Below are 25,059 nucleotides of genomic sequence, written 5' to 3'. Positions count from 1 at the left end.
AGCCATGACGATTTTCAAGCCATTTGCATTGACCTTGCTGCTGGCAGCGAGTGCCGCGAACGCCAGCACCTTGCAGCCAGCCAGCCCCGCAGCCGGCCATTCCGGCAATGGTGCGACGGCGATGTGCGATTCGGTGTCGTTTGCGACGGGCAGCGCGCAGAATCGCGCGGCATGCCGCCGGTTGTTTGCGCGCGAGGCGCGTCCGACTGTGCAGACGTCGCCGCTGACCGCGTCCGATTACGCGTCGTGATCGGTCAAGACGTTTGACGTGCTGGCCCGCACGACCAGTTCGAAGCCGACATCGACGATACGCGGCTCGATGTCGTCGGCGGGTTCGTGGTCGGTGCGCTCCATCAGTTCCTGCGCGATGCGCAGGCCGATCTCGTTTGCGCGCGGCTGAACCGTGGTGAGCGGCGGCACGCATTCTTCGCTGAACGGCAAGTCGCCGAACCCGGCCACGCGCAGTTGCTGCGGAATCGGGATGCCGCGCCGCTGCGCTTCGAACAGCACGCCAAGGGCGATCACGTCGTTCGAACAGGCGATGGCGTCCACGTCCGGCATGTTCTGCAGAATGTCGGCCAGCGCGTGTGCGCCCGTTTGTGGCGATGCATCGCCCGGTACGTCTTCGATGCGCGCTTCGATGCCCGCCTTCAGCATTTCCCGGCTGAACCCTTCGCAGCGTTGCCGTGCGCGCACGTCGCTCGCCATGCGCGCGCCGATGAACGCCACGCGGCGCGCGCCGATTTCCAGCATGTGACGCGCGACGGCTTCGCCCGCTGCGTAGTGCGAGAAACCCACCTGCAGGTCGAACGGCTGATCGCCGAGTTCCCACATTTCCGCCACGGGCGCGCGTGCGCTACGCAGCAGCGCGCGGGTTTCGTCGTCGTGACGGCAGCCAGTCACGACCAGCGCCGTGGGCGACCACGACAGGAACGTGCGCACGAGATCCGCTTCGCGGCCCGGCTGGTATTCGGTCGCGCCGAGCAGCAACTGATAGCCGTGGCGGTCGAACTCGGTCTGCATCGCCGCGACCGTCGCGGAAAAGAACGCGTTGCCGAGCGATGGCACCACCACGCCGATCGCGCGCGTGCGCGCCGCGGCGAGACTGCCCGCCAGCAGGTTCGGCACGTAGCCGAGCACGTCGATGGCCTGCTTGATGCGCGGCGCGATACGTGGCGACACCGCCTCGGGATTGCGCAGGAACAGCGAAACGGAACTGGCCGACACGCGCGCACGGGCGGCGACGTCGTCCATCGTGACCCGGTTGGTGCTGCGCCGGGAGCGCGGTGCCTTGGCTGTCTGAGACATGGGCTGCAAGCGGTGGGAAGGGCAGGCGCCACCATCGGCGCGGAGCTTATATTGTAATTGACGCAGCGCAACGAGTCATTGTCTCCGCACTAACCCTGGTATCGGTCTCCAGAATCGTAGCGCTATTATTTCGCAGCGCTGCGATTTTAGCGATGCGCCCTAAACAGCTTACGGTGACATGTCTTCTTCCGATCCCCGCTGCGTCCTCGACGCCCGTGCCGAACTCGGCGAATGCCCACGCTGGGATGAGCGCGAGCGCGTGCTGTACTGGGTCGATATTCTCGAACCGGCGCTGCACCGCTTCGATCCCGCGACGGGTGTGGATCAGACGTTTGCGCTGCCGGAGCACATCGGCTGCTTTGCGCTGCGCGAGGGCGGTGGCTTTATCGCCGGGCTGCGCTCGGGCATGTGGATGCTCGACGAGGCTGCGCGCCCGACGGGCCAACTCGCTGCCAACCCGGAAGACGTGCGCACGAGCCGCTTCAACGATGGACGTTGCGACGCGGCAGGCCGCTTTTTCGCGGGCACCATCGATGAACCGAAGGCAGGCGGCAACGCGCACCTGTACCGCTTCGCAGACGGCAAGCTCGACGCGCTGGCAGCGGGTCTGCTGACGTCGAATGGACTGGCGTTCAGCCCGGACAACCGCTGGCTCTATCACTCCGACACACCCAACTTCACGATCTACCGCCGCGCGTATGACCTCGCAACGGGCGCAACAGGCGAAGCCGAAGTGTGGGCCCGCATCCAGCCGACGGCGAGCGACCGTGGCCGCCCCGACGGCGCCGCGATCGACGCCGAAGGCTACTACTGGAGCGCGTTCTACGAAGGCGGGCGCGTGGTCCGCTTCGCGCCGGACGGCAGCGTCGATGCGGTGTATCCGTTGCCCGTGCGCTGCCCGACGATGTGCGCGTTCGGCGGCGACGATCTGCGCACGCTCTACATCACGACGGCGCGCGCCGGACGCAGCGCCGAGGAACTCGAACGCGAGCCGCTGGCGGGCGGACTCTTCGCCATGCGCACGCAAGTGCCGGGATTGCCCGAACCGCGCTGGCGCGCATCGGTATGAATTTTCTATCGACGGAACCTGACATGCCTGATCTGAAAGACCCCACTCTGTTGCGCACGCAATGCCTGATCGGCGGCGAATGGCGCACGGCGCGCGATGGCCGCAGCTTCGACGTCACCGATCCCGCTACGGGCGCGCTGATTGCCAGTGTGCCGTCGATGACGGCCGTCGAAACGCGCGAAGCCATCGACGCAGCGCAAGCCGCGCTGCCCGCGTGGCGCGCGCTGACGCCCAAGGAGCGTGCGACGCTGCTGCGCAAGTGGCACGATCTGATGCTCGACCATCAGGACGACCTCGCGTTGCTGATGACGGCGGAGCAGGGCAAGCCGCTCGCCGAAGCGAAGGGTGAGATCGCGTTCGCGGCGAGCTTTATCGAATGGTTTGCGGAAGAGGCGCGCCGTGTGGATGGCGATGTGATCGCGACGCCGTCGAATGACCGGCGTCTGCTGACGATCCGCCAGCCCGTCGGTGTGTGCGCCGCGATCACGCCGTGGAATTTCCCCGCCGCGATGATTACGCGCAAGGCCGGTCCGGCGCTCGCAGCGGGCTGCACGATGGTGCTCAAGCCCGCATCGCAGACGCCGTTTTCGGCACTCGCTCTGGCTGCGCTCGCCGAGCGCGCGGGCATTCCGGCTGGCGTGCTCAACGTCGTGACGGGCGATCCGCAACCGATCGCCGAAGAGCTGACGGGCAATCCGATTGTGCGCAAGCTGTCGTTCACGGGATCGACGGGTATCGGCGCGCGGCTGATGGAGCAAGGCGCGCGGCATATCCAGAAGCTGTCGCTGGAACTGGGCGGCAATGCGCCGTTCATCGTGTTCGACGACGCGGATCTCGATGCGGCGATCGAAGGCGCACTGATTTCGAAGTACCGCAACGCCGGCCAGACTTGCGTGTGCGCGAACCGTTTCTACGTGCAAGCCGGCATCTACGAAGCCTTCATCGATAAGCTCGCGACGCGCGTGCAGGCGCTGCGTTGCGGCGACGGACGTGAGCCTTCGACGCAGATCGGTCCGCTGATCGACGCGCGTGCGTTGTCCAAGATCGGCGAACTGGTCGACGATGCGCGCACGCAAGGTGCGAAGGTGCTGTGCGGCGGCGAAGCGCTGGCGCTGGGCAGCGATCAGACCAGGCGTTACTACGCGCCGACCGTGCTCACCCACGTCACGCCGTCGATGCGCGTGGCGCGTGAAGAGATCTTCGGCCCGGTCGCGCCCGTGATGCGTTTCACCGACGAGCAGGACGTGATCGCGCTCGCCAATGACACCGAGTTCGGCCTTGCCAGCTACTTCTACACCCGCGATATGGCGCGCGTCTGGCGCGTGGCGGAAGCGCTGGAGTTCGGCATGGTCGGCATCAACACGGGGCTGATCTCGACAGCGGAAGCGCCGTTTGGCGGCGTCAAGCAGTCAGGCCTCGGGCGCGAGGGTTCAAAATACGGTATCGACGAATACCTCGAAATGAAATACCTGTGCATGCACGTGGCGTGATGGCTGGCTGAACGGCGAGCCTTACAAAGCGCTGCAAATTTCGCACTGAAATCGCAGCGCTGCGAAAATAGCGGCGCAGGTTGCCAGGCGCATCGCCCGCACGAAGCCCGACGACAACCTCAAAGGGACGAGGAGACAATGATTTTCACCATACTGAGTTTTGCTTTTTTCACCGCGCTGGTCGGCTTCGTGTCGTACCTGTTCACGCGCCGCGCGAAGGATCACGGCGCGCGCGGCTACTTCATGGCAAGCGGCGGGCTGACTGGCTGGTTCATTGCGGGCTCGATGATGCTGACCAACCTGTCCGCCGAGCAGATGGTCGGTCTGAACGGCGATGCCTACGCGCACAATCTCTCGGCGATGGCGTGGGAATGCACGGCTGCGATTGCGACCGTCGCGCTCGCAATGTTCTTTCTGCCGCGATACCTTCGCGGCGGCTTCTCGACCTTGCCGCAGTTTCTCGAAGAACGCTTTGATTCGACTACGCGGCGCGTGGTCAGTGCGTTCTTCGTGATCGGCTACATGCTGGTTGCGAATCCGTCGGGCCTGTATCTCGGCGCGATCACCTTCAACCAGGTGTTCGGCGTGCAGGCGCTGCTGGGCACGTCGTATCCGGCGACGATCACGATTCTCGTGTGGATGTCGGGGATCATCGGCGCGTTGTATGCGATTTTCGGCGGGCTGCGCGCGGTGGCCGTGTCGGACACGATCAACGGTGTCGGTCTGCTGGTCGCAGGTCTGCTGGTGCCCGTGCTCGGTCTGTTTGCGCTCGGCCATGGCGATTTTCTCGCCGGCGTGCATACCGTCGCGACGGTGGCGCCCGAGAAACTCTCCGCCATTGGCGGCCCGCACGACTCCGTGCCGTTCGGCACGCTGTTCACGGGGATGATCTTCGCGAATCTCTTCTACTGGTGTACGAATCAGGCCATCGTGCAGCGCACCTTCGCAGCAAAGAGCCTCGCCGAAGGGCAAAAGGGCGTGCTGCTGTCGGGTCTGATGAAGCTGCTTGTGCCGCTCATCATGATGCTGCCGGGCGTGGTTGCGTATCACCTGTATGCGTCGCATCCGTTGAGCCGTCCGGACCTCGCGTATCCGCAACTCGTCACCGACGTGCTGCCGTGGTGGGCGAAAGGCTTCTTTATCGCCGTGCTGTTCGGCACCGTGATGAGCCACTTCAATGCGGTGATCAACAGTACGGCAACGCTGATCGCATTCGATTTCTACCGCGTGTGGAAGCCGGAAGCCAGCGATGAAAAGCTGATCCGCGTGGGCAAGACGGCAAGCGTGGTGATCGCCGTGGTGTCGCTGCTGGTCGCGCCGCTGCTGATGTACGCACCGGACGGCATCTATACAGTGATGCGCCGCTTCACCGGCTTCTACAACATTCCGATTATCGCGGTCGTGCTGGTGGGCTTCTTCAGCAAGAAGATCGGCGCATTCCCCGCAAAGATGGTGCTGCTGCTGCATGTGATCGTCTACACGCTCGGCATTCTCGTGTTCCAGGTCGACAAGCTGCTCGGCATCAACTTCATTCACATCATGGGCATCCTGTTCGTGTGCGAAGTGGCGCTGATGCTGGTGCTCGGTCAACGTCATCGCCGTGCCACGGCATATGAGCCGCAATCGCGGCAAACGGGCGACCTCACGCCATGGCGTCACGCCAGCACGATGAGCGTGTTCCTGATCGCGATGCTGGTCAGCATCTACCTGACCTTCTCGCCGATCGGCGTGGCGCGCCAAGGCGGCGTGACGACGCAATACGAAGTGCTGATCGCGCTGACCTGGTGTGTGGCCGTCGCCTTGATCGCACTGTTCCGGCGCCGTGCATCGGCGGGTGAGCGTGCGCTGGCGTGGAGCCAGTCGCCCAGCGAGTCCAACGGACACTGAGCGCGCCGTAACGAAACCGTATCAACTCAACGTAATAGCAAGGTAAAGCTGATGAACTGGCAGAAAGAAGCGGGCGGCAAGCTCGTGTTGCGCGCCGCGGGCCGCACGCTTTTCGAACATGCGCCGGATGCACCCGCTGTGTTCGTGGGACATGGCGTCGAGACGATCGACATGTATCGCGGCAATTTCGACATCAGCGATTACGTTGAAGAACGCGTGGCGCTGCGCGACGCGCGGCTGACCCTGCTCGACGATGGCAGCGCGCGCGTGGAACTGGCGCGCGACGCGCAAGCCGACGCCGAGCTGACTTTCATCGCCAGCCGCACAACGCATGGCGTGCAACTGGCGCTGACGGCGGCAAACGGCGAGATCAACCGAGTGTGGTGGCGCGTGCCTGCGCAGAGCAACGAACATGTGTGGGGCTGCGGCGAGCAGATGTCGTACTTCGATCTGCGTGGCCGCAGTTATCCGCTGTGGACCTCGGAGCCGGGCGTTGGCCGTGACAAGAGCACGCATCTGACCTGGCAGGCCGATACGACGTCGAAGTCGGGCGGCGATTACTACAACACGAACTATCCGCAGCCGACTTTCGTGTCGTCGCAGAAGTACTGTCTGCACGCTGAAACCACGGCTTATGCCGATTTCGATTTCCGTCATCCCGAGCGGCATGAACTGCAATTCTGGGCCGTTCCTGAGCGGCTCGAATTCCTGATTGCCGATGACTTCGTCGCGCTCGTCGAACGCATTTCGCAACGCTTTGGCCGTCAGCCCGCGTTGCCTGCATGGGTGATGGACGGCGCGATTCTCGGCCTGAAAAATGGCCGCGAACATGCGCAAGCCATCATGGAGCAGAGCCGCGCGGCGGGCCTCAAGGTGAGCGGTCTGTGGTGCGAAGACTGGGTCGGCATTCGCCAGACTTCGTTTGGCAAGCGTCTCTTCTGGGACTGGCGCTGGAACGAAACGCGCTATCCGCAGCACGCGGAATGGGTGAAGCAACTCAACGCCGATGGCGTGCGTTTTCTCGGCTACGTGAACCCGTATCTGTGTAATGACGGCACGCTGTATGTCGAAGCCAAAGCCGCCGGCTATCTGGCCACGCGCGCAGATGGCAGCGACTATCTGGTCGATTTCGGCGAGTTCGATTGCGGCGTGGTGGACTTCACGAATCCGGCGGCGTCGCGCTGGTTCGAGCAGCGCGTGATTCGCGACGAGATGCTGAACCAGGGCCTCGACGGCTGGATGGCAGACTTCGGTGAATACCTGCCGACGGACGTCACGCTCGCGAACGGCATCGACGCGAAGCTGATGCACAACGCGTGGCCGACGCTGTGGGCCGAGGTCAATGCGCGTGCGATCGAAGACGCGGGCCGCACCGGCGATGCCGTGTTCTTCATGCGCGCGGGTTATACGGGCGTGCAGGCGCATTGCCCGCTGTTGTGGGCCGGCGATCAATCCGTCGATTTCACGCGTCACGATGGCTTGCAGACGGTGATCTGCGGCGCGCTGTCGTCGGGGCTGCTCGGCAACGCGTACCACCATAGCGATATCGGCGGTTATACGAGTCTGTTCGGCAACCGGCGCACGCCGGAGCTGTTCCAGCGTTGGGCCGAAATGGCCGCCTTCACGCCGATGATGCGCACGCACGAAGGCAATCGTCCCGACGAAAACTTCCAGTTCTGGCAGGACGCCGATGTGCTCGCCCACTTCGCGCGCATGACGCGTGTCTTCGTTGCGTTGAAGCCCTACGTGCAAGGACTCGTCGATGAAGCGGCGGCGCGCGGTCTGCCGCTGCAGCGTCCGCTGTTTCTGCATTACGAGCACGATCGCGCGACTTACGCGATTCAGGATCAGTACCTGTATGGCCGCGATCTGCTGGTCGCGCCGGTTCATGCAGCAGGTGCTGAGCAATGGCGCGTGTATCTGCCGCAAGGCGATGCGTGGACGCATCTGTGGAGCGGCACGCGCTACGACGGCGGCCAGTCCATCGAAGTGGCCGCACCGCTCGGCGAGCCGCCCGTGTTCGTGCGCGCCGGCGCCGCACGCGAAGCGCAATTGCTCGCGCTGGCAAAGGACGCAGCGTGAGCCTCAGTCCGTTCCTCCACCATCTGCTGTTTGCCGTGTGCGTCGCGACTGCGACGTTCACGCAGAGCCTCACGGGTTTCGCGTTCGGTCTGGTGTTGCTCGGTCTCGTCGCCGTGTTTCATCTTGCGCCATTGCCCGTTGCCGCGAACGTGGTCACGGTGATGGTGCTCGCCAACGCCGCGTTGCTGGTGCGCGGCGTGCCCGCGCTGCCGCGCCGTCTGCTGACGCCTTCGTATGGCAGCAGTCTGGTCGGCGTGGCGATGGGCGCCTGCCTGCTGGCGTGGCTATCCGATAACGCCATCGGCGTGGTGCGCTTCGCGCTCGGACTCGCGATCCTCGCGTGCAGCCTGTTGCTGGTCGTGCAGGCGAAGCCGCGTGCACAGCTTGCATCGCCCGGTACGTTCGCGTTTTACGGCTGCATTTCCGGCGTGATGGGCGGCGTGTTCGCCAGCGCCGGTCCGCCGATGGTGTTCCATCTGTATCGCCAGCCGCTCGATCGCGTGGTCGTGCGCGACACGCTGGTGCTGCTGTTCGCCGTCAATGCCGTGCTGCGGCTCGTCATCGTGCTGGCGCAAGGGCGCTTCGATGCGGCGTCGCTCGCATTGAGCGTCGAAGCATTGCCGATCGTGCTGATCGTCACGTGGCTCGCGCGCCGCTATCCGCCTAACTGGTCGCCGGCCGCCGTGCGGCGCGTGGTGTTCGTACTGCTGGCGATTGCTGGCGCGAGTCTCGTCGCGCCCGCCGTCACGAACGCGAGCGCGAAGGCGAACACGAAGACCAAGGTCAGCGCGGCATCCTCTCAACTTCGTTCTATCACGGCGTGAATATCGTGCAACAAAAGCTCAAACAACTCAGCGAACTGCGCAGCCAGCGCTGGCTCGCACCCGATGACATGCGCTCGTTCGCGCATCGTCAGCGTCTGCAGCAAATGGGTTTGCGCCGCGAAGAGTTCATGTCGCGGCCGGTGATCGGCATCATCAATACATGGAGCGATCTGTCGCCGTGTCACGCGCATTTGCGTGAGCGCGCGGAAGCCGTCAAGCGCGGCATCCTGCAGGCGGGCGGCATGCCGTTCGAGTTGCCCGCGATGTCGCTCGGCGAAGTGATGGTCAAGCCGACCACGATGATCTACCGCAACTTCCTCGCGATGGAAACGGAAGAACTGCTGCGCTCGCTGCCTATCGACGGCGCCGTGCTGATGGGCGGTTGCGACAAGACCACGCCTGGCCTGCTGATGGGTGCGCTGTCGGCGGATCTGCCGTGCATCTTCGTGCCGGCAGGCCCGATGCTCAACGACCGTCATCGCGGTCAGGCAGTCGGCGCAGGCACGCATACGAAGAAGTTCTGGGACGAGTACGTGGCGGGCAACATCGAACAGCCCGAGTGGATCTCGCTCGAAGCGCGCATGACGCGCGCGCCCGGCACCTGCAACACGATGGGCACGGCCAGCACGATGACGTCGATCGTCGAGGCGATGGGCTTCACGCTGCCTGGCGCGACCAGCATTCCCGCGATGGATTCGTCGCATACACGTATGTGCTCGACGAGCGGCGAGCGCATTGTCGGCATGGTGTGGGAAGACCTGAAGCCGAGCCGTTTCTTCAATCGCAAGTCGGTCGAGAACGGCGTGGTCACGTATATGGCGCTGGGCGGTTCGACCAACGCAGCGATCCACACCATTGCGATTGCAGGCCGCGGCAACGTGCCGTTGACGCTCGACGATATCGCGCGCATCGGCAAGAACATCCCGGTGCTCGCCGACGTGTTCCCGTCCGGCAAGCGCCTGATGGAAGACTTCTATTACGCGGGCGGCCTGCCTGCGTTGCTCAGCGGCGTGAAGGAATATCTGACGCTCGACTGCGTCACGGTGACGGGCGCAACGCTCGGCGAGAACATCGCGCGCTTCGAAGCGGGTCAGCGTCCGCAAGGCGAAGATGCAATCCGTCCGTTGACCGATCCCGTCAGCGAACGCGGCGCGCTCGGCGTGCTGCGCGGCAATCTTGCGCCGGATGGCGCCGTCATCAAACCGAGCGCTGCCAGCCCGCATCTGATGAAGCATCGCGGGCGCGCCCTCGTGTTCGATTCGATTGCCGAGATGAACACGAAGATTCATGCGCCCGATCTCGATGTCGATGCGAACACGGTGCTGGTGTTGCGCGGCGGCGGTCCGATCGGCGCGCCCGGCATGCCCGAATGGGGCAATCTGCCGATTCCTAAAAAGCTGCTCGCAGCAGGCGTGCGCGACATGGTGCGCATCTCCGATGCACGCATGAGCGGCACGCACTACGGCACCTGTGTGCTGCACGTCGCGCCCGAAGCGGCGGCAGGCGGCCCACTCGCGCTGATTCGCACGGGCGACATGATCGAACTCGATGTCGAAGCGGGGCGCCTTGATGTGGTGCTGTCCGACGAAGAACTCGCGCGCCGCCGCGAAGACTGGCGCGCGCCGCCCGCGCCGCGCAAGCGCGGCTACATCCGGCTCTATATCGAGCGCGTTTCGCAGGCGGACAAAGGTTGCGACTTCGACTTTCTCACAGGCTTCGAAGAACCCGTCGAACCGTCGATTTTCTGAACACAGGACATAACGACATGGCTAACAGCATCAAGAAAGATCCCACGCGCAATGCGTTTCGTGACGCGATCCAACGTAGCGACAACAGCGCGATGCGCGTCAAACCGCTCGGCACATGGTTGATGTCGGGTTCGGCGGCATCGGCGGAAGCATTCGGACATGCAGGCTTCGACTGGCTGCTGATCGACATGGAACACGCACCGCTCGAATTCACGGATGTGCTGCATATGCTGCAGGCGGTCGAATGCGGTGGCGCAGCGCCCATCGTGCGCATTGCACGCAACGATGCGACGCTCGCGAAGCGCGCATTGGACATGGGCGCGCCGACGCTGATGTTCCCTTACGTGCAAAGCCCGGAAGAAGCGCGTGCAGCCGTCGCATCGATCAAGTTCCCGCCGCTCGGCACGCGTGGCTTTGCGGCCATGCATCGTGCGAGCCGTTATGGCACGTGGAGCGAATTCGGCACGCGCGCCAACGAAGCGACGGCGTGCATCGTGCAACTCGAAACGCCCGAAGCCGTCGCGCAACTCGAAGCGATTGCCGCTGTGCCGGGCGTCGATGCGCTGTTCGTCGGGCCGGGCGATCTGTCGGCGGCGATGGGCAAGATCGGCAATCTCGCCGATGCCGAAGTGCGCGCCGCGCTCGCCGATTGCGCACGCCGCGCGAACGCGATCGGCATGCCGATCGGCATTGTCGGACCGACGCCCGCGATGGTGCGCGAGTTTGTCGAGATGGGTTACGACTACGTCGCGATTGCATCCGACATGGGCATGATGATGCGGCAGGCGAATGCATTTATCGCCGAATTCGATCAGGTGAAGGCGAACGCGAATGCGGGTGGACCTTACTGATCATGTCGAGCGCAACCGAACTGTTGTCGCTGAGTAACGACGCCTGGCAGGTGCGCGTCGCGCCTTCGCTTGGCGGCGCGATCATCGATGCGCGCTGGCGTGGCCGCGACGTGCTGCGGCCAACGCCTGCTGCTGAACTGGCAGCAGGCAATGTGCGCAAGACGGCGTGCTATCCGCTCGTGCCGTTTTCGAATCGCATCGCGTTCGGTTCGTTCAGGTTCGGCGATACGCGTCACGCGCTGGCGAAGAATCTGGCGGGCATCTCGCATGCGATTCACGGTGTCGGGTTTCAGCGCGCGTGGTCTGTGCACGCAAGCGCTGCGAATGCAGTCGATATGCGGCTCACGCACACACCGGATGAGCATTGGCCGTTCGCGTTCGAAGCGCAGCAGTGCATCGCAATCGACGGCAATGCGTTGCGGCTCGACTTGCGCATCACCAACACCGACACGCGCAGCGCGCCGTGCGGTTTGGGATGGCATCCGTTCTTTCCACTCGATACAGCGACGGGCGCCACGCATCTGCGCACCGCATGGACCTCGATGCTGGTCAGCGACGCGAACGATCTGCCATGCGAGGCCGCGCGCCCGCCACAGTTCGGTCCGATGGACGACACCGTGGTCGATAACTGCTTTACCGGCTGGAGCCGAAGCGCGCATATCGACACGCCAGACCATCGCGTTGTCATCGAGGCGAGCGATGCGTTGCGCTGCGCCGTGCTGTTCCGTCCCGCAGGTCAGCCGTTTTTCGCCTTCGAACCCGTCAGCCATGCGAACAACGCGCTGAACGGCAACGAGCCGCCGATGCATGTGCTCGCGCGCGGCGAAACACTTGAAGCAGGCGTCGTCATGTCGATGCAGGCGCTGAATACCGAATCAATCAGGAGCGAGTCATGAATTCAACCCGTCCGCTATATCCGGCACTGGCCGGGCAAGTCGCGTTCGTATCGGGTGGCGCGTCGGGCATCGGCGAAGCGATCGTCGAAGCATTCTGGGAACAAGGCGCGCAAGTGGCCTTTTGCGATCTCGATGAACAGGCCGGTCATGCGCTATGCGAGCGGCTCGGCAGCACGGGCGGCGATGCGTCGTCTGTCAGGCGTGTGCGCCCCTGGTTTGCACGCTGCGATGTGCGCGACATCGACGCGTATCGCACGGTGCTCGATGACGCGGCTCGCGCACTGGGACCGATCCGCACGCTGGTGAACAACGCGGGCCGCGACACGCGCCATGCACTCGACGATCTGTCCGTCGAGATGTGGAACGAGATGCTCGCCGTCAATCTGACTCATCACGTATTCGCAACGCAACGCGTTGCACCGGGCATGCGCGCAGCGGGCGGCGGTTCGATCGTCAATCTCGGCTCGATTTCATGGCTGCGTGGACGGCCTAATCTGATCGGCTACACGGCATCGAAAGCCGCGATCTCCGGCATCACGCGCACGCTCGCACGCGAACTCGGCGACGGCGGCATTCGCGTGAACGCGGTGTTGCCCGGCGCCGTCGTCACGCCGCGACAAACTGCACTGTGGCGCGATCCTGCCTCGGATCAGCAGTTTCTCGATTTGCAGTGCCTGAAGTTCCGCGTCGAGCCCGCGCATATCGCGGATTCGGTGCTGTTTCTCGCGAGTCCGCAAGCGGCGGCGATCACGGGCCAGAACCTGATCGTCGATGCAGGACTCGCGCAGGTGTCGGTCGTCGGCTAGACGGACGGCAGCCACTCGCTCTCGCGTCATCACTAGAAGAACCACTAAAACCAAAGGAATCTGGAGACTTTCTGATGCTTCACACGAAAAAGTGCCTGAAAAAGGGCGCGTGGGCGCGCTCGTGCCTGCGAAACGGCGCAGTGGCTGCGACACTGGCGACAGCGGGACACACGGCTGCGTGGGCGCAATCGACGCTCACGCTGTACGGTATCGTCGATTCGGCTGTGCAGTACGGCAAGTTCAACAACACAGTGGGCGCGACAGCGATGGCGGCGAGCGGCAATCTGCAGGCGTCGCGCTTCGGTTTTCGCGGCAGCGAGGATCTGGGCGGTGGCTATCGCGCGAACTTCCAGCTCGAAACGGGCTTCAACACCTATACAGGTGTAGGCGGCGGCTCGACGATGTTCAATCGTGGCGCGTCGGTGGGTTTGTCGAGCAATACTTACGGCAGCATCGATGCAGGCTACATGTACCTGCCGATTTACTGGGTGTTCCTCGCTTCGGACGTCGCGACGTATGGCTTGTCGAATCCCGCCGCGATCATGTCGCTCGAACATACGACGACGCTCGGCAAATCGGGTACGGGTGGCTTCTATCCGAATGCGGTGCGCTATCGCACGCCGAACATCAACGGGCTGTCGAGCGAAATCGGCTATTCGTTCGGCGCGCAGAATGCGTCGGGACAGACGGCGGACGGGCGCAACATCGGCGCGAACGTGATGTACCAGCGCTTCGGCATGATGCTCGGCTACGGCTTCAACCGCTACCAGTACTACGCGAACACGAGTACCTTGACGGCGTCGTCGCAACTCACGCATGTGTTTGCTGCAACGTACGGCTACAGCGGCAATTTTGTCGGCGTGAACTATATCTATTCGAAGCGCACGGACGCGACCAACTGGTTTGCGTCGGCGTTTCTCGTCAACGCGAAGATTCCGGCGGGACCTGGCGATATCGAACTGGGCGTGGCGCGCCGCATCGAGAACGCTGAGGCACGTGCAATGGCCTACAACGCGGGCTATGTGTACTTTCTGTCGAAGCGCACGCAACTGTATGGCTACGCGTCGATGATCACCAACAACAGCCATTCGACGCAGGGCTTCGCGCTGCTCAATTCAACCTATTCGACTGTGACGCCAGGCTTCGATCCGTGGGCGGTGACGGTGGGCCTGCGCACGTCGTTCTGACCATTCCTGCGTGTGCGGATTCGCACACGCTTCTACACTGAAGGAGATTCCATGACTGAGCCTTTGAGATACGGCGTGATCGGTGCCGGCATGATGGGACAGGAGCATCTTCGCAATATCGCGCTGCTGCCGAACGCGATGGTGACGGCGCTGGCGGATCCGCATGCGGAGTCGATTGCATCGGCCACGAAGACCTTGGGACGCGACGTGCAGGTGTTTGCCGATCATCGCGATCTGCTGAAAAGCAAGGCTTGCGACGTGCTGGTTGTGGCCACGCCGAACGATACGCATCGCGCCGTTCTCGAAGACATTCTCAGTGCGCCGACGGCTTACCCGACGCTGATCGAAAAGCCAATCTGCACGACCATTGCCGATTGCCGTCATCTCGCCGAGGCAGCAGAAGGGTATCGTGCGCCGTTGTGGGTCGGCATGGAATACCGCTACATGCCGCCGCTCACGGCGATGATCGACGAGATCCATGCCGGGCAGATTGGCGAATTGAAAATGTTCTCGATCCGCGAGCATCGCCATCCTTTCCTGACCAAGGTCGGCAACTGGAACCGCTTTGCTGCACGCACGGGCGGCACGCTGGTCGAGAAGTGCTGCCATTTCTTCGATCTGATGCGCCTGATCGTCGATGATGAAGCGGTGCGCGTGTTCGCTTCGGGGGCAGCCGACGTCAATCATCGCGACGAATCGTACGAAGGCAACGTACCCGACATGATCGATAACGCGTACGTGGTGGTCGAGTTCAAGAGCGGGCGGCGCGCGAGTCTCGATCTGTGCATGTTCGCGGATGGTGCGTACTGGCAGGAAGAGTTCGCGGCGGTGGGCGCCAAAGGCAAGGTGGAGTGCTTCGTGCCGGGCGCGGGCAAGCACTGGCCGGGACGCGGTGAGCGGCAGGCGGAACTGGTGGTGAGTCCGCGTGACCCGAAGGGTCCCGTGCGGCGCACCGTCGAGGTAGATGAAAAACTGCTTAGCCTCGGCGCGCATCATGGATCGACGTATTTCGAGCACCTCGGTTTCCAGCAGTCGGTGCTGGAAGGGGCGCCCGTCAAGGTGTCGGTGGAAGACGGGCTGAAGGCGGTCGTGATCGGGCTGGCGGCTGAGCAGTCGATCAGGGAAAAGCGCGTGGTGGAAATCAACGGCCTGACACTTCACTGATAACCGGTCTGCGCTGAAATATAGGCTCCCGAATATCTTATTTCGGGAGCGTGATTTTTTGCCGGGGTTTTTAGTACATTCCGCACGCCAGCGAAAAGGCAATCGTTTGCGTGGCGATTAACGACGCAAATAAACACAAAGTACTCTGCGGATTGCGTCGTTCATCCCGGCGTTTCGGCAGTGCCGACGGTATTGGTCCAACGCGAGAAAGATGCACTAAATCCGGTGCTTTTCTATATTTCGAACGGCAAACGTTTGCATTTGTTTATTCTGCAAGTATTCGTGATGAATAGCAGATCTTTTTCAATCACCACCATAACGGTTGAATAACGGATTCAGGAATTGTGTTGTCAATTGTCTAAAGAATTTATTTTCTGTCACGTAAAGTACACAGAGAAACATTAGCGTGCAGGGTTCCTCCATCGACCGGCTCGCTTCGCCATGCATCCCGCGTTTTCACGGTTACGCCGTTCATCTGCACAAGGTGAACCACGCTCTGCGGGCGACCTGTGTCAGCAGGTTCCTTCCGTCGACGCCGAAGATCCCAATTCTGCCGTGATGGAAATCTTCTCTTCGCGCCGTGACATGACGAGTCTCGCGGTGATCGAAGGCAACCGGCCTATCGGACTGATCAATCGCGATATCTTCCTGTCGCAGATGAGCAAGCCATTCCATCGCGAGCTTTACGACAAGAAGAGTTGTATCGCGTTCATGGACAAGGAGCCGCTGGTCGTCGATGCCGGCATGAGCATCGAAGCGCTCACGTTCAAGACGGTCGAAGTCGGCGAGAAGGCGCTGGTGGACGGCTTTATCGTGACGCGTGACGGTAATTTCGTGGGTCTTGGCAGCGGCCTTCAACTGCTTGGCGCAGTGGCCGAGATGCAGGCGGAACGTAATCGCCAGATCATGCAGAGCATCGAATACGCGAGCGTGATCCAGCGCGCGATGCTGCGCGCGTCGCGCGACACGCTCGCTGCGAATCTTCCCGATGCAGCACTCGTATGGGAGCCGCGCGATGTCGTCGGCGGCGATTTCTATCATTTTGCTGCGTTCCCGCACGGCTGGTTCGGTGCGGCGGCCGACTGCACCGGGCACGGCGTGCCGGGCGCGTTCATGACGCTGCTCGCGTCGGCGTCGCTGTCGCAGGCGCTGGAACAGATCGGGCCGCGCGATCCCGCAGCGTTGCTCGCCGCCGTGAATCGCAATGTGAAGACGCTGCTGGGCCAGGTAAACAGCAGCGCCGAAGTGTCGCAATCGGACGATGGTCTCGACGCTGCATTCTTCTGGTTCGATACGCGCGAAAACCTGCTGCATTTTGCGGGCGCGCGAATCGCACTGCACATTCTCACACCGGACGCGGACCAGTTCGAAACCATTGCGGGCGATCGCATGGGTGTCGGCTATGTCGACAGTCTGGCCGATTACACGTGGAAGCTGCGCAAGATTTCGGTGCCGCCGGGCAGTCTGCTGTTCATCTGCACGGACGGCCTGATCGACCAGATTGGCGGGCCGAAGAACATCGCCTTCGGCCGGCGCCGCGCGCTGGATCTGATTCTCGCGCATCGTACGGAAGCGCCTTCCGTCATCTGCGAAAAAGTGCGGCTTGCGCTGGCCGACTGGCAAGGCGCGCAACCGCGCCGCGATGACCTCACCCTGTTTTGTGCCCGCATTACCGACCAATAAAGCATGTCTCAACTACTCGATCAAGACAGCGCCTTTTTCGATCTGGCGCAGCGGCGTAACGTTCTCTTCTATCACAAGGGATATTTTTCTCATAACATCGTGGCCGCGATGGGCGAGGTGGTCAAGCTGCAGCTGGAAATTGCCGGCGTGAGCGGGCCGACGCGCCGCAAGCTGTTTTCGTCGTTCGTCGAACTGTCGCAGAACATCGTTCACTATTCTTCCGATTCGCTTCAACCCGACAGCGAAGGCGGCGGCTCGATTCGCGAAGGCGCCGTCTGCATCAGCACGGAAGGTGAAAGGCATCTGATGATGTGCGTCAATCCGATTGCTGCGGCAGACGTCGAAGGACTGCGCAACAAGCTGGAACCGTTGCGCAGCATGTCGGTGGAAGAGATCAAGCAGGCCTACAAGGTCTCGTTGCGGGCCGATACGCCCGAGGACAGCAAGGGCGCAGGCCTCGGCTTCCTGACGATGGCGCGCGACGCGAGCGCACCGCTTGAATTCGAGTTTCATCCGCGTGCCGACGAACCCGGAACCACGCTGTTTTGCCTGAAGGCCATCATCTGAGTATAAGGCGCACGAGCTATGGACAATCTCTACATTGCCGCGACAGCGACCTCTCCTGAAGTCGACTTTCGTTTCGACCAGCACTCGCTGCTGCTGCGGGGCGAGTCGTATCCCGAGAATGCAGCGGCGTTTTACGCACCCGTCATCGAACAGTTGCGCCAGTATCTGGCAGAGTCGGTGGGCGCGGTGATCACCGTCGATGTCGTTCTGACCTACTTCAACAGCTCCAGCACGAAGATGCTGTTCAGCGTGTTCGATGCATTGGACGAAGCTGCGCAATCGGGCAGCCGCGTACTGATGAACTGGTATCGCGACGAAGAAGACGAAACGATCTTCGAGTTCGGTGAAGAACTGAAGGCCGATTTTCATGCGATCGAGTTCACCGATCGCCCGGTCGCTCATCAGGGACAATAAGGTGCCGCGGACTTCCTCTCTGGATGCGCCCACGAGCGACGCACCCGATCTGTTCCAGAGCGAGAACGAGGCGCTCGACAAGGCGCGTGCGATCCATGCAGCGGCTCACGCCGATGCGAGCGAATATCGCCAGTCGCTCGGCGAACTGATTACGCACTACGAGCGTCTGATGCGCGAGACGCGGCGCCTGATTGGCCGCAGCGATCGCGCCGAGCGCGAAATGCAGGCGCTCGCGCAGCAGTTGGCGCACCGTGCGACGCATGATGCATTGACGGGCGTGTTCAACCGCAGCGCGGTGATCGAGCGCACGGCGAAGGCCTTGCGCCACGACAGCGCGGTGATGATCATCCTCGACATCGACGAATTCAAGCGCGTCAACGACGACTTCGGCCATCCGGCGGGCGATGCCGTGATCATGGGGATCGTGGAATGTCTGCGCGGAATCGTGCGCGAGCCGGGTTTCATTGGCCGCGTGGGCGGCGAAGAATTTACCGTGCTGCTACCGGGCTTCGAAATAGCCGATGCGTTGCAGCATGCCGAGAAGATGCGTGAAGCGATTGGCCGGCTGGTGTTTGCATCGCCCGTCGACCGCCGCATCACGGCGAGCTTTGGCGTCAGCGCGAATGCCGCTGGGACCGATTTCGACACCGCGTATGGCCTGGCCGATGAAGCGCTTTATCGCGCCAAACGCAGCGGGCGCAATCGCGTGGAGTTTGCTGGCGCGTAAAGCGCCGACGTGAGCCGCGCTTACGTCAAAGCCGGTTGCACGTAGCCGCCGAGAATCAGCGCGGCCTGCACGGCGCCAAACAGCACGATGACGAGTGCGCCTGCTATCGCGACGACGCGTCGTGTCGCATCGAACCGTGCGCGCAGGTGTCCACTGCGGCCCATGAAGAACCGGTTCGCACCGATCGCGCTCAAGCCGAACAGCGTCACCGTCACGGCAACGCCCGCACCGATGGCGAAAGTCGCCGCGATACCCACCCACGGCGCGTGCGCCGCCACCGACGCAATCAGCACGAAGATCGATCCGACACAGGGCCGCACACCCGATGCGAAGCCTGTGGCGAGAATCTGCGAGGTGACGGAGACCCGCACGCGCCCGAACAGCTTCGATTGCCCCGAGTCCCGCGCACGAAGCTGCAGCTTTGCGCCGAGGTAAGCCGGTTCGTCCTCCGATGCGCTGGCGCGTTCCGCAGGCACGAGTTTCAACGCGCGCGGATCGACGCAGCAGTCGCGCCGCGCGAGCGTGCTGTAGATCGTCCAGCCACCCGCCACACACAACAGCGCATAGCTGACGATATCGAGCGAGGCCGCGCTGGACAGCACGCTCGTTACACCTTCCTTTGCGAACCACACAGCGCCGAACACGAGCACGATCGCGCTCATCGCCTGCACGGCGGCACTCCAGCTAGCCAGCGCGACGGCCTGCGCGATGCGCGTCTGGCGCGAGCCGATCCACGTGCCTGCTACCAGTTTGCCGTGTCCGGGTCCCAGCGCGTGCAGCGCGCCATACGCGAACGAAAGGCCGAGCAAAGCGAGCCAGGTCCATGGCGTCGAGGTGCGTCGCAGATCTTGCGCGGCGTCGGCGATGCGTGCGTTGAGCCGGCCTTGCCAGATGATCGACGTGGCGAGCACGGTGCGCACGAACTCGGGCAGCACGATGGTTTGCGTGCTGACGCTGGCGGACGGCGCGCTGGCTGACTCAGCGCTCTCCGCTGGCGAAGAAGCCGATTTCACCGGTTGACCGTATACATCGACAGCGGCAGAAGCCGCTTGCGATGGCGCAGCGAAAACGCCCGCTGCAACCGAGATGCAAAGCGCGAGCATCAGACGAAGCAAACCGCGTTCGAAGTTCAGCATGATATGGCCGTCGCTTGTGGCACGACGATGCCGTTGAAGATCGGGTGCGCGTGATCCTGAAAGGGCTTGGCGGTGCAGGGCGAAGCCGCGTGTCCGTCGATGCTGACGGCATTCGCGCCATCCGGTTCGTAATCGACAAAGAACGATTCGTCCCAGATGCCGAGTGACACCTTGTGAGCCGTCACATCGATGGGCTTTTTGAGCGGCAATACGAAGGTGTAGACCAGCTTGCCCTGATCGATCGATACGCGAAAGCCTGTGGGATTGCCCAGACGTTGCACGTCGCCGTCGGCATAAAGGTGGCTGAAGTAACCGGCTCCCGCGAGCGACGAGAAGGCCTGTTCGCGGAAGATCGCGGTCTGCCTGGCGTCGAGTGGTCCGCTATCGGGCAAGGTATCGATGCCGACGAGCTGGACTGGAAAGCCTTCTGAAAAGCGCCATGTTTCCGCTATGGCAGTGACGGACGTGCCTTGCATCTGCACGTGCGCGGTAAACCGTATCCACACATGTGGATGCGCGGCAGCCACCCCGGATACGACGAACAGGGCGGCACCCGCGAGCCGCCTCATGAAAGAAAGATTCAACATCGCGTGTGGTTGTAGGTTCTACGATGACAGGCCGGCATGTTGCAAGCGCATCGAGCATGCCGTTGCTTTCTTTCAGGAATGAGGCGATGTCGCGAGAAAGCGCGTCATTGTCGCATGAGCACGCCCGGCACGCGCAGAGCGATATTGGCACATCGGGCAGCATGCAGCACAATCGTTGCCACGCATCGACATCTGTCACGAGGAGCCGTCATGTTGCTACTGATCGTGGGGTTGCTGCTGTTTCTGGGTGGGCATTCGGTTCGCATCGTCGCCGAAGACTGGCGCAAGGCGCAGATTGCACGGATGGGCGAGAAAAAATGGAAAGCGGCGTATTCCGTCGTTTCCCTGATCGGGCTGGTGCTGATCATCCTCGGTTACGGCATGGCACGGCGCGAGCCGGACGTGCTGTGGGCGCCGCCCGTGTGGGCACCGCATCTGACGGGTCTGCTGACACTTCTCACGTTCATTCTGTTTCCGGCCGCGCACGCGCCGGGCAATCATTTCAAGTCGTTTTTCAGGCACCCGATGACATTCGCTGTCGCGCTATGGGCATTGGGACATCTCATCGCCAATGGCACGCTGAACGCGGTCGTGATGTTCGGTGCATTCTTCGTGTGGGCCGTGCTCGATTTTGCCGCCGCGCTGCGGCGCGATCGCGCTGAGGGTGTGATCTATCCGAGCGGCACGCTGTCGCGCGACGTGATGCCCGTCGTGGCGGGTGTCGTCATCTGGGCCGTATTCGCGTTCTTTCTGCATGGCTGGTTGTTCGGCGTGAAGCCGTTCGGCTGACGTACGCGCGGCGACACGCTAGGGCCGGAGGTCAGCGAGCATCTGTTCGGCGAGAAAATCGCACGGCGGTCGCGATGAGCGCGCGCTGCGTGCCAGCACGACTTCAAGTGGGGCGAGGGGCGGCAGGTCTTCCGCCTCGCCGAGTTGCGCGAGATGCGGCGGAACGCTGCAGCGCGCGAGCGGCGCGACGGCGAGCCCCGCTTCCACCATGCAGATCAGGCCGAGCAGACTCGGGCTTTCATACGACATCCGATAGCGGATATTGGCCTGCTGCAGCGCGCCAATTGCATGCGCGCGCGCCGTGCTGCCGGGCGCAAACACGGCGATAGGCAGCGGACGCTCCTTCCATATCTGCTGGTTGCCGCGCGCGGCGGCCCACACCATCCGCTCCGAACGGATCGGCACGCCCGTGACGCCGCGCGTCTTCGTGATGCATGCGAGATCGAGCGTGTTGTCCTTCAGCAAAGGCACGAGTGCGCCGCTTGCCATGCCGATCACGCGCACCTGAACGCGCGGGTGCGCCACCGCGAATTTGCGCAACACCGTGGGCAGCAGCGACGACGCGTAATCGTCGGGCACGCCGATCGTGACGCGGCCTCGTATCTCTGGACGCACGACTGAAGACCACGCTTCCTCGCGCATCGCCAGCATGCGCCGGCCGTAGTCGACGATGGTCCTGCCTTCTTCCGTCAACGCGACGTTACGTGTAGTACGCACGAATAGCGGCTTGCCAAGCGCTTCTTCGATGGTCTTGATCTGCATGCTGACGGCCGACGGCGTGCGGTGCAACGATGCGGCGGCGCGCGCAAACGAGCCCGTGTCGGCCACGGCGACGACCATTTCCAGAACGTCCAGATCGAGCTTTTTCATCAGTCAGAAAAATTGAGGAATTCATTCAGTTTAAATCGTTTTACTTAGCTGTCGGGCAAATCGATACTGCCAGCGTGGTCGGTATCACGGACGTAGCGAGGCAGCGTATGAGAACGATGGTCGAATTCATCACCGTAGGCGGCATGCTGGCCGTGACGCCCGGTCCCAACATGGTCTACGTGATGATGCGCTCGGTCGCGCAAGGCACGCGCGCCGGGTTGATTTCGTTGTCGGGCGTGATGCTCGGCTATCTGACGTACATGTTCGGCGCGGCGTTCGGCATCACGACGCTGTTTCTCGCGATACCCGGCGCAGCGCGCATGCTGGCCGTATGCGGTGCGCTATACCTTCTGTATCTCGCCTGGCAGATGTTGAGGCCCGGCGGCCGTTCGCCGTTGCAGGTCGAAGTCGCGTCGATAGAAAGGCCGCGCAGGCTGTTCGCGATGGGCGCGACCACCAGCCTGTTGAATCCCAAGCTTGCACTGATCTTTCTGTCGCTATTGCCGCAATTCATCGACTATCGCGCGGGTGACGTGTTCCGCCAGTCGTTGACGCTGGGCTTTTCCCTGATCTTTGCCTTCGCTTCCGTCAACACGGCGGTGGCGATGTTCTCGGGCAACCTGGCGCGCTTTCTGTCGACGCGTCCCAACTGGCTCGGCGTGCAGCGCTGCGTGATGGGCGCGATGCTGCTCGCGCTCGGCGCGAGAATGGCGCTGGACGCGTGGCACTGGCATATGGCGGCGTGACGCTTTGCTGCGTGTGACGGCCAATCACCCGTCGACGATCCCGCTTGGAAAAAAATCCACAAGTAGTCTATTATGGATAAATATGTCCATATGAGACTTCTCCGTCTCTTCGACGAAACGGCTTTGCGGTGGATCTGTTTTTCGAGCAACCTTTGAAAAGGGCGAGATCGACGTGACGGTGCACAAAGAGACGATAGACCTGCCGCAGGTGGCGCCCGGCGCCGCGCATCAGCTGATCCGATACACCTTTGACGGCACGGGCGCCACGACTCGCAGCGCGTACATTCAGGCGGGCCTGCATGCCGACGAGCATCCCGGCTTGCTGGTCGTGCATCACCTGCTCCGCATGTTGAGCGCGCTCGAAGCGGACGGGCGCATCAAGGGGCGCATTGTCCTGTTGCCGTTTGCGAATCCCGTCGGCATGAGTCAGCGGATTTTCGGCATGCCCACCGGGCGCTTCAATCTGGAGAACGGCGAAAATTTCAACCGCCATTTTCCGTCGATTGCGGGCGCCGTCGAACACGCGTTGAGCGACGCGCGCTTCGAGCGCAACGACGTGACGCAATTCAAGGCGCTGTTCGCGCGCCTGCTTGCTGCACAGTCGCCACGCGATCCTGTCAGGGCAAACAAACTGCATCTGCTGCGCGAGGCGTTGCAGCACGACATCCTGCTCGATCTGCATTGCGATACGCGCGGCATCCTGCATCTCTACAGCACGCGTGCACAGGAGATGCGCGCGTTGCGGCTCGCGAAGGCAATGCGTATCGAAGCCGTGTTTCTCGAAGAGCGCGCGGGCGGCGGTCCATTCGACGAAGCGTATATGGAGCCTTGGAACGTGCTGGCGTCGGCGGGTCTCGTCGATTCAGCGCAAAGCGGATTTGCCGCCTCTGTCGAGTTGCGCGGTCAGGCGGATGTGAGCGATGAACTCGCTATCGCCGACGCGCAAGGCATTCTGCGTTTTCTCGCGGCCGAGTCGATCATCGATTATGACGAACACGATGCGGAGCGCACAGCCGAACCGCGTGTCTATCCGCTGGAAGGCTTATCGCATGTCGGTGCACCTTCGACGGGGATTGTCGTGTACGCGAAGCAACCGGGCGATACCGTTGCGCGTGGTGATCTGATCGCGGAGATCGTGCGCATCGATGCGCCGCCCGACGCGCCACGCGAGCGTGTGCTCAGCGATGTCGACGGCATTTTCGTGGTTGCGCAGCACTTCAGGCTGGTGAAGGCGGGGCAGCGGATCGCGTTGCTGGCTGGCGCGACGCCGCTGCCGGGCCGCACGGCCGGCAATCTGTTGAACGATTTCTGAAAGGCCCGACGATGGAAGATCTCTACGAACGCATTCTCGACGCACACCGCGTGCTCAGACCGCAGGTGCGCGTGACGCCGCTCGAGCACAGCGCGCTGCTGTCGGAGCAGACGGGCTGCGATGTCTACCTGAAGTGCGAGCATCTGCAGCACACCGGCTCGTTCAAGTTTCGCGGTGCATCGAACAAGCTGCGTTTGCTCGATGCCGAGATCAGGCGCCGCGGTGTCGCGACGGTATCGACGGGCAATCATGGGCAGGGCGTCGCGCTGGCGGGCAAGCTCGCGGGCGTGCCGGTGACGGTGTATGCATCGGTGACGGCGTCGCCCGTGAAGCTGAACGCGATACGCGCGCTTGGCGCGACGGTCGTCACGATCGACGCTTCGACGCTGGAAGTCGAACTCGAAGCGGCGCGGCGTGCGCAAGCGGCGGGATTGCCGTTCGTCTCGCCGTACAACGATATCGATGTGATTGCGGGGCAAGGCACCATCGGCGTCGAGCTGATGGAGCAGCAGCTAGGACTGGCAGCCGTGTTCGCGTCGGTGGGCGGTGGCGGATTGATTTCCGGCATCGGTTCGGCGATCAAGGCGGCGAGCGCGAGCACGGACGTCGTGGGGTGTTGGCCGGCGAATGCTACGACGCTTTACCGCTGCATCCAGGCGGGCAAGGTGATCGATGTGGAGGAGACGGATACTATTTCAGACGGCACGGCAGGCGGTGTCGAGCCGGATACGATTACGTTGCCGATTGCGCAGCGCGTGATCGATCGGTGCGTGCTGGTGAGCGAGGAGGAAATTACTTCGGCGATGAAGCGGCTCGCGCAGACGGATAGATGGATGGTGGAAGGCGCGGCGGGTGTTGCGGTTGCGGGTTTTTTGCAGGTTGCGGCTGCGGGGCGCGGGGGGGGGGGTGTTGTGGT

Annotated in this window: 24 protein-coding genes; 20 read left to right on the top strand and 4 right to left on the bottom strand. The window is 62.8% G+C overall.

Annotated features, from left to right (window positions below; all coding sequences use genetic code 11):
* Positions 1 to 4: 4 nt before the first annotated feature.
* Positions 5 to 250: a hypothetical protein gene (locus tag DK391_RS23915; RefSeq protein ID WP_109480470.1), complete on the top strand. Its 246-nt coding sequence runs from the start codon at positions 5 to 7 to the stop codon at positions 248 to 250.
* On the opposite strand, the gene DK391_RS23910 is transcribed toward DK391_RS23915, so the two are convergent.
* The gene (locus DK391_RS23910; protein WP_109480469.1) at positions 238 to 1,308 is read right to left on the bottom strand and encodes a LacI family DNA-binding transcriptional regulator; all 1,071 of its coding nucleotides are present in this window, start codon (positions 1,306 to 1,308) and stop codon (positions 238 to 240) included. The genes DK391_RS23915 and DK391_RS23910 overlap by 13 nt on opposite strands.
* A 178-nt stretch (positions 1,309 to 1,486) precedes the next feature.
* On the opposite strand from DK391_RS23910, the gene DK391_RS23905 reads away from it, so the two are divergent.
* From DK391_RS23905 to DK391_RS23835, 15 genes are all read left to right on the top strand, one after another.
* Entirely contained in the window at positions 1,487 to 2,377 is an 891-nt protein-coding gene (locus tag DK391_RS23905) for an SMP-30/gluconolactonase/LRE family protein (RefSeq protein ID WP_109480468.1), read from the top strand.
* Positions 2,378 to 2,400: 23 nt separating this feature from the next.
* Complete coding sequence (locus tag DK391_RS23900; protein ID WP_109480507.1) at positions 2,401 to 3,867, top strand: NAD-dependent succinate-semialdehyde dehydrogenase; 1,467 nt, start codon at positions 2,401 to 2,403, stop codon at positions 3,865 to 3,867.
* 138 nt (positions 3,868 to 4,005) lie between these two features.
* Positions 4,006 to 5,754, top strand: coding sequence for a solute:sodium symporter family transporter (locus DK391_RS23895; protein ID WP_109480467.1), 1,749 nt, complete (start codon positions 4,006 to 4,008; stop codon positions 5,752 to 5,754).
* A gap of 51 nt (positions 5,755 to 5,805) precedes the next feature.
* On the top strand, positions 5,806 to 7,836 hold the full coding sequence (locus DK391_RS23890; protein ID WP_109480466.1) for an alpha-glucosidase: 2,031 nt from the start codon (positions 5,806 to 5,808) through the stop codon (positions 7,834 to 7,836).
* The gene (locus DK391_RS23885; protein WP_109480465.1) at positions 7,833 to 8,660 is read left to right on the top strand and encodes a sulfite exporter TauE/SafE family protein; all 828 of its coding nucleotides are present in this window, start codon (positions 7,833 to 7,835) and stop codon (positions 8,658 to 8,660) included. The genes DK391_RS23890 and DK391_RS23885 overlap by 4 nt, the downstream gene beginning before the upstream one ends.
* 5 nt (positions 8,661 to 8,665) lie before the next feature.
* Entirely contained in the window at positions 8,666 to 10,408 is a 1,743-nt protein-coding gene (locus DK391_RS23880; protein WP_204117426.1) for an IlvD/Edd family dehydratase, read from the top strand.
* A gap of 17 nt (positions 10,409 to 10,425) precedes the next feature.
* A complete protein-coding gene (locus tag DK391_RS23875; RefSeq protein WP_239482930.1) occupies positions 10,426 to 11,259 on the top strand; it encodes an aldolase/citrate lyase family protein in 834 nt (277 codons plus the stop codon).
* Between the two features lie 2 nt (positions 11,260 to 11,261).
* Entirely contained in the window at positions 11,262 to 12,155 is an 894-nt protein-coding gene (locus tag DK391_RS23870) for an aldose 1-epimerase (RefSeq protein WP_109480463.1), read from the top strand.
* Entirely contained in the window at positions 12,152 to 12,961 is an 810-nt protein-coding gene (locus DK391_RS23865) for an SDR family NAD(P)-dependent oxidoreductase (protein WP_109480462.1), read from the top strand. The genes DK391_RS23870 and DK391_RS23865 overlap by 4 nt, the downstream gene beginning before the upstream one ends.
* 74 nt (positions 12,962 to 13,035) lie before the next feature.
* Positions 13,036 to 14,148, top strand: coding sequence for a porin (locus DK391_RS23860; protein ID WP_109480461.1), 1,113 nt, complete (start codon positions 13,036 to 13,038; stop codon positions 14,146 to 14,148).
* 51 nt (positions 14,149 to 14,199) lie between these two features.
* Positions 14,200 to 15,312, top strand: a complete 1,113-nt coding sequence (locus DK391_RS23855) for a Gfo/Idh/MocA family oxidoreductase (protein ID WP_109480460.1) — start codon at positions 14,200 to 14,202, stop codon at positions 15,310 to 15,312.
* Between the two features lie 441 nt (positions 15,313 to 15,753).
* Positions 15,754 to 16,995 (top strand): SpoIIE family protein phosphatase, encoded by a 1,242-nt coding sequence (locus DK391_RS23850; RefSeq protein ID WP_343225444.1) that lies wholly within the window; start codon positions 15,754 to 15,756, stop codon positions 16,993 to 16,995.
* 3 nt (positions 16,996 to 16,998) lie between these two features.
* Positions 16,999 to 17,562, top strand: coding sequence for a SiaB family protein kinase (locus DK391_RS23845; RefSeq protein ID WP_109480458.1), 564 nt, complete (start codon positions 16,999 to 17,001; stop codon positions 17,560 to 17,562).
* Positions 17,563 to 17,580: 18 nt separating this feature from the next.
* Positions 17,581 to 17,976, top strand: coding sequence for a DUF1987 domain-containing protein (locus DK391_RS23840; protein ID WP_109480457.1), 396 nt, complete (start codon positions 17,581 to 17,583; stop codon positions 17,974 to 17,976).
* Position 17,977: 1 nt separating this feature from the next.
* The gene (locus DK391_RS23835; RefSeq protein ID WP_109480456.1) at positions 17,978 to 18,703 is read left to right on the top strand and encodes a GGDEF domain-containing protein; all 726 of its coding nucleotides are present in this window, start codon (positions 17,978 to 17,980) and stop codon (positions 18,701 to 18,703) included.
* Between the two features lie 20 nt (positions 18,704 to 18,723).
* On the opposite strand, the gene DK391_RS23830 is transcribed toward DK391_RS23835, so the two are convergent.
* Together DK391_RS23830 and DK391_RS23825 are read right to left on the bottom strand one after the other, a co-directional pair.
* A complete protein-coding gene (locus tag DK391_RS23830) occupies positions 18,724 to 19,839 on the bottom strand; it encodes a high frequency lysogenization protein HflD (RefSeq protein WP_109480455.1) in 1,116 nt (371 codons plus the stop codon).
* On the bottom strand, positions 19,833 to 20,426 hold the full coding sequence (locus DK391_RS23825) for a DUF1007 family protein (protein ID WP_109480454.1): 594 nt from the start codon (positions 20,424 to 20,426) through the stop codon (positions 19,833 to 19,835). The genes DK391_RS23830 and DK391_RS23825 overlap by 7 nt, the downstream gene beginning before the upstream one ends.
* 210 nt (positions 20,427 to 20,636) lie before the next feature.
* Here DK391_RS23825 and DK391_RS23820 point away from each other — a divergent pair, with 210 nt between their 5' ends.
* The gene (locus DK391_RS23820) at positions 20,637 to 21,215 is read left to right on the top strand and encodes an NnrU family protein (RefSeq protein WP_109480453.1); all 579 of its coding nucleotides are present in this window, start codon (positions 20,637 to 20,639) and stop codon (positions 21,213 to 21,215) included.
* Positions 21,216 to 21,233: 18 nt separating this feature from the next.
* Here DK391_RS23820 and DK391_RS23815 read toward each other — a convergent pair whose 3' ends face one another.
* Positions 21,234 to 22,085, bottom strand: a complete 852-nt coding sequence (locus DK391_RS23815; RefSeq protein ID WP_109480452.1) for a LysR substrate-binding domain-containing protein — start codon at positions 22,083 to 22,085, stop codon at positions 21,234 to 21,236.
* Between the two features lie 107 nt (positions 22,086 to 22,192).
* Between DK391_RS23815 and DK391_RS23810 the strand changes: the two genes are divergently transcribed.
* The 3 genes from DK391_RS23810 to DK391_RS23800 all read left to right on the top strand — a co-directional run.
* Positions 22,193 to 22,831, top strand: a complete 639-nt coding sequence (locus tag DK391_RS23810; RefSeq protein ID WP_109480451.1) for a LysE family translocator — start codon at positions 22,193 to 22,195, stop codon at positions 22,829 to 22,831.
* Between the two features lie 172 nt (positions 22,832 to 23,003).
* Entirely contained in the window at positions 23,004 to 24,143 is a 1,140-nt protein-coding gene (locus tag DK391_RS23805; RefSeq protein ID WP_109480450.1) for a succinylglutamate desuccinylase/aspartoacylase family protein, read from the top strand.
* An 11-nt stretch (positions 24,144 to 24,154) separates the two neighbouring features.
* Positions 24,155 to 25,059, top strand: a 905-nt coding sequence (locus DK391_RS23800; protein ID WP_109480449.1) for a threonine/serine dehydratase, incomplete at its 3' end; no start/stop codon positions are given.

The organism is Paraburkholderia sp. C35 (assembly GCF_003121405.1).
In the GTDB taxonomy this organism is placed as follows: Bacteria; Pseudomonadota; Gammaproteobacteria; order Burkholderiales; family Burkholderiaceae; genus Paraburkholderia.
The sequence above is the reverse complement of the archived record's forward strand: the minus strand, read 5'-3'. Positions and strand labels throughout refer to the sequence as shown.